We start from the raw sequence: 6,302 nt of genomic DNA, 5'->3' as shown, positions 1-6,302 counted from the left end.
AAGGCTATTGTTTGGGATGGCTTTTTGCTTACTTTTTTCCACAAAAAAGTATGATATATTATTTTTTCTGGAAAAGGGTCTCAAAATCTACCATTGTATAGATTTAATTCCAGTTGAAATACTATAAAAATAAGTCTATAATTTTAATCTACAATCGATATTATTCCTTGTGAAGTAAAACATCAATTCATATTTTCTATTCTTAAATCCGAACTCTTAATTATGCTTCTCCCCATAGAAATTAACATGAGCCGTTATTTCAAATAAAAACACAATCTTAAAACAAAAAAGCTGAAAAGAATAATTTCCCCCCAGCTATATATATTTAAGACTTGTCAAACCCTAGCTAAAGCGGAAATGTTTTCCGCTTAAAAGCCTTACTCCACAGTAACACTCTTCGCCAAATTCCTAGGCATATCCACTTCACAGTCTCTGCGAACCGCAATATGATAGGCTAATAATTGCAATGGAATGGTGGCTAAAATGGGTGAGAATAATTCTTCAGTATCAGGAATTTCGATGATATAATCGGCCAAACGGCGGACTTCTTTATCACCCTTAGTCACAATGGCAATAATTCTTCCATTACGGGCTTTTATCTCTTCTATATTACTCACTACTTTCTCGTAGTTTCCTTTTTTGGTAGCCACAACCACAACAGGCATTTCCTTATCTATCAAAGCTATAGGACCATGTTTCATTTCAGCAGCAGGATATCCTTCGGCATGGATATAGGAAATTTCTTTGAGTTTTAAAGCACCTTCCAAAGCCACTGGGAAATTATAACCTCTTCCTAGATAAAGGAAATTGCGGGCGTAGGTGAATATCTTGGAAATCTCAAGTACTACATCGTTACACTTCAAAGTCTCTTCCACTTTCTTTGGAAGTAACTCCATCTCGTTGATCAACATTAAGAACCTACTCTTCTCGATAGTTCCTTTGAGATATGCCAATCTTAAAGCCATAAGCGTCAATACGGTAACCTGAGACGTAAAAGCCTTTGTAGATGCCACGCCAATTTCAGGTCCGGCATGGGTATAGGAGCCTGCCACTGTTTCACGAGCAATGCTAGATCCTACCACATTACAGATTCCCAATACTGTAGCCCCTTTTTCTTTGGCCAATTTGATGGCCGCCAATGTATCAGCTGTTTCTCCAGATTGGGAAATGGCAATGACAATATCATTTTCATTAATAATAGGATTGCGATAACGAAATTCGGAACCATATTCCACTTCAACAGGAATGCGTGCAATGTCTTCGAATAAATATTCTCCAACCAAGGCTGCGTGCCAACTGGTTCCACAAGCTATCATGATAATTCTATTAGCTTTAGCCATACGATCCTCATAATCACTTATTCCTCCTAGGGTGACTGAACCTATTTCAGGATGAAGCCTTCCCCTCATAGAATCTTTTATGGAAGTAGGTTGCTCATATATCTCTTTCAACATAAAGTGCTCATATCCACCTTTTTCCAAGGCACTCAAGTTCAATTCTAGAGTTTCTACATAAGGAGTCTTCGCTTTATTTTTGATGGTTTTAATTTCTAAATCTTCTCCTCTTCTGATGATAGCAATTTCTTCATCGTTAAGGTAAACCACATTCTTAGTATATTCTACTAAAGGAGTAGCATCGGAGGCCAAATAATGTTCATTCTCTCCAATACCAATAACCAAAGGGCTTCCCTTGCGAGCTGCTATTAATAGGTCAGGATCGTTTTTAGAAACAATAGCAATAGCATAAGCCCCAATAACCATGTTAAGAGCTATTCTTACAGCTTCCACTAAATCTACCTTTTCCTTTTCTTTAACATCCTCTATGAGATGTATTAAAACCTCGGTATCTGTTTCGCTAGAAAAATGATGACCTCTTTTCACCAATTCTTCTCTGAGGCTTGCATAATTCTCAATAATTCCATTATGAATGATAGCTAATTCTTTATTCTCAGAATAATGAGGATGTGCATTCACTTGACTAGGCTCTCCATGAGTAGCCCAACGGGTATGACCAATTCCAATGGTTCCGGTGATATCTTTTCCTTCCACATGTTTTTCCAAATCAGCTACTTTTCCATAACTCTTATAGAGTTTTAAATCGCCATCCAGCAAAGCAACACCAGCACTATCGTATCCACGATATTCTAGTCTTTTTAAGCCTTTAATTAATATTCCGTAAGCTTCTTTGGGTCCGATATATCCAACAATTCCACACATATAGAATTTATTTTAAGTGATTTGTAAATAAACAGGCCATGGGCCTTTTTTTTGATTACGCTAATTAATAATAAGAAAGCAAAATTACAAAAATAGACTTGCCTTCAAAGTATAAACGATATTTTTAGAGTTTTATGCAAGCCTCAGCTAAAACTTTCCGATTCTATGATTACAGGTCTTGCTAAAAAAACACGATAATAAATCAGCTGCTAAATCCCCTAATTTATATGCTTCATAATCTATAAACGACTACAGAATAAAAACTTGCATATTTATTGATCCCCATATTTAAATACGGAGTTTTTAGCACAAAAAAAGCTTGGATGTCTTCCAAAATCACAAATAAAAACTAATCTTATTACACATATGTTTTTTTATTAATTTGGCCGATTGAATTAACATTCTAATTGACAAGCAACTATATTTCTCAGCTGCTGTCTTTCTGAATAAATATTGAACATTTCTCAGTATTTAGAGTATAAATATGATTCATTAAGGATGGCGTAAATCTCAGGGGGCTCATGGGCTAGGATTTATACCAAATAGATGATAACACAAACAACCAAAAAACGAATTAATCAATTAAGGAATGAAGAATCTTTACACTATCATAATCATTACCACCTTATCTCTTTTCACTCCATTTACATTTGCCCAAGGGGAGGGTAATAATTGGTATTTTGGGGATAATGCTGCATTAAATTTTGCTACAGATCCTCCTACAACAGTATCGGGGAGTCAAATGAGTACTTTAGAAGGCTGTGCTTCAATTTCCAATCAAAATGGAGAGTTACTATTTTATACTGATGGCACCCAAGTTTGGAACAGAAATAATGTTCAAATGCCAAATGGCTTTGGCTTAAAAGGAGATGCATCCTCAACACAATCATCAGTACCCGTACCTCATCCTGGAAACTCAGATTTATATTATATTTTCACTACTGATTCACGTAATAATGGATTAGCAAAAGGCTTTAACTATTCAATAGTTGATATGAGTGCAAATGGTGGGCTTGGAGATATTGTTGAAAAGAACACTCGTCTCTTAGGATCTGAGCTAGTCCCTGAAAAGGTTACAGCAGTTAAACATGGAAACGAACCTGCCTTTTGGGTCATTACACATGGTTGGGAAGGAAGTGACGCCAGTACTTTTTATGTTTTTAAAATTGATGAAAATGGACTAGATCCAATACCACAAACATTTGATTTGGGAAGAACTCATGGTAGTCAAGGTGGAGATAATGCTCAAGCACGTGGTTATTTAAAGGCATCTCCTGATGGAACATTTATAGCATGTGCTGTAGGGGAAAATCCAAATGGCAATATTGAATTATTCGATTTTAATGATGAAACTGGCTTAATCTCCAACTATAGAACAGTAGGTTCTGGAATAACGGATCCATATGGAGTTGAGTTTTCTCCTGATGGGACTAAAATGTATGCTTCTTCTCTTATTTATAAAAAACTTGTTCAAATTGACTTCTCTAATGGAAATGCCCAGACGGTTATAAGTTCAAACAATAGCCAATACGAACTATACGGTGCACTTCAAATTTCACCTCATGGAACCATATATATGGCAACTGGTGGTTTAGGTGGAGGAAAAACGGATTTACCAGGTATAACAAACCCAAATGCAGAAGGCTCAACAATTACATTTCCAGAAACTGTTGTAGATTTATCTCCAAGATCAGTCCGTTATGGCCTCCCCACCTTTATCCAAAGCTTTTTTATCATCCCAAGCTTTTCATTTGAACCCACTTGTTTTGAAGACAATACAGAGTTTACTTTAGAAGTGGAACTGGAAGATGGTCAAGAAATTGACTTTGTGACGTGGGATTTTAATGATATCTTCTCTCCCGATAATATTCAAATCATAAGTGATGAACCCTATGGAGCTTCACATCAGTTTTCCATAGCCAGAACCTATAATGTAAGTGTGGAAGTTACCCTAGTTGGTGGATTTAGCTTTATAAATAGACAAAATGTAACCATATATCCCAATCCCACTTTCTCCATTAGGGATATTAATAATGTATCTCAAGATCCATATCAACTATGTGCCGGTGAAAGCATGGAGTTTAATGTGAGCCCTTGGGAATTTGAAAGTGCAACCTGGAGTAATGGTGCAAGCGGAGAAACCTCATTTCCATATTCTACAAATCAAGAAATATCAGTGGATGTGACCAGTCTTGCTGGATGTTCTACTACCAGATCTATTGATCTGGAAATTGCTCCAGAAACCATTGTCACAATGGAACTTCCTGATTTTTGCACTGGTGACCTCAGCACTGATATTAGTTCCCTGCCAAGTCATACTGGAGGAACTTTTAGTGGTACCGGTATTACTAATCCCACTGGTATTATAGATCCCGATCTGATTCCTGTAGGCGAATCTGTTGAAATCACTTATAACTATACTGATGCCAATAATTGTAACGCAAGCACAAGCGATTGGGTGACTCATCATGATTTTCCTGACATTAGTTTCTCTGTAAGCCCTACAGAAATATGTCAAAATGCAGAACCATTAACTTTAAGTGGCGGAAGCCCTAATGGAGGAATCTATTCTGGACTTGGGGTAAACTCTACTACTTCTACTTTTGATCCAAATCAAACAATTGGATTACACGAAATCACCTATACCTATACTGATATTCTTACAGGATGTGAAGGCCAAACCAGTTCAAGCATAGAAGTTTTAGATGGTCCAGAAGTTTTATTATCAGCCATCCCAGATGTTTGTGAAAGTCAAGGAATCATAACCCTCTCTCAAGGCACACCAACAGGTGGCACCTATTCTGGTTCTGGTGTAAATTCCACAACGGGAGAATTCGATCCCATTGATGCTGGTGGTGTAGGAACTTATAATATTACTTATGAATTCACAAGCCCTATCTCGGGTTGTTTGGCTAGTGAGGAAAGCGATATCAATGTCTATCCTTCACCAGCAGCTCCCACTGGTATATCAGCAAGTATCACTTCATATTGTATTGCTGACAACCCAGGCACGATAACCCTATCTTGTACAGGTACGGGTGGAGAATCTTATAAATGGTATAAACACCACACCAATGGAGTTTCCATAGGCTCTTCTGAAACCCTTAGCATAACCGCTCCCACTAATACAACAGAGTATTTTGTTAGAAGTGAATCTGAAAATTGTGGCGACTCAGATGCCATTAGTATTTTGATTACTGTATTTGAAAGTCCTAGTGCAAGCTTTAATTTATATGATGAATGTGAGCAAATACCTGTATTCTTTACTGATCAATCATCAAATGGTATAATTACTAATTGGAATTGGGACTTCGGAGATGGAACCGGTTCATTAACAAAAAACCCTAACCATCGGTTTTTAAGCTATGGAACTTTTGAGGTAAACCTAACTGTCACCACGAACAATAATTGTCAAAGCTCAATCAGTCAAACCATTGAAATCTATGACAAACCTAGTGCTAGCTTTCTTTCTGGAAACAATTGCTTAGGAGTAGAAAGTGTATTTACAAGTAATTCCACCACTCCTGTTAGCTCAATTACAGATTATAACTGGGATGTAGAAGGAAACACTTATAATGGTTCTGAACTTTTATATACTTTTGGAATAGAAGGGGATTATGACATCACCCATGAGGTGATCACAGATCATGGATGCTCCGACTCCTATACTTCACAAATCACAATTCTCCCTGCACCAACAGCCGATTTCACTTATGTGAACCCTTGTCTTTCCAATGTGGTGGAATTAACCAACATCTCTTATGGTTCGTCTATTGACAACCCTATAGTTAGTTACCTTTGGGAGTTTGACAATGGTGATACTTCTGATGAAGTAGAGCCTGATTACATCTATCCAGACAATGGTACTTATCAAATAAACCTAACTGTAACAGATGGTCAAGGCTGCTCGCATACCTTTCATCATGATAATATAATTGTATTCCCTGATTTCGGCGTAGATATTTCTAATAATGAATTCTGTCTTGGTGAAGAAGGCGATTTCAATGGTGTAGCTATTCCTTCAACACTCGCTTTAGAGTATGATTGGATTTTACCTGGAGGTACCTTTGCTGACGGACAGGTGGC

The 6,302-nt window shown here is 37.2% G+C and carries 2 protein-coding genes; one reads left to right on the top strand and one right to left on the bottom strand.

Going from position 1 to position 6,302, the window contains the following annotated elements; all coding sequences use genetic code 11:
• Positions 1 to 377: 377 nt before the first annotated feature.
• Positions 378 to 2,216 carry a glutamine--fructose-6-phosphate transaminase (isomerizing) gene (gene glmS, locus HNS38_RS19520; protein WP_172346951.1) on the bottom strand — a complete coding sequence of 613 codons (1,839 nt, stop codon included), beginning with the start codon at positions 2,214 to 2,216 and terminating at the stop codon, positions 378 to 380.
• A 589-nt stretch (positions 2,217 to 2,805) separates the two neighbouring features.
• Between glmS and HNS38_RS19515 the strand changes: the two genes are divergently transcribed.
• Positions 2,806 to 6,302, top strand: a 3,497-nt coding sequence (locus HNS38_RS19515) for a PKD domain-containing protein (protein ID WP_172346950.1), incomplete at its 3' end; no start/stop codon positions are given.

Origin of the sequence: Lentimicrobium sp. L6 (assembly GCF_013166655.1) — a bacterium.
Lineage (GTDB): Bacteria > Bacteroidota > Bacteroidia > Bacteroidales > UBA12170 > UBA12170.
This window is presented reverse-complemented; position numbering and strand designations above follow the sequence as displayed.

Coding starts and splice junctions, on each gene's coding strand:
- glmS (WP_172346951.1), bottom strand. CDS start 2,216: ATGTGTGGAATTGTTGGATATATCGGACCCAAAGAAGCTTACGGAATA.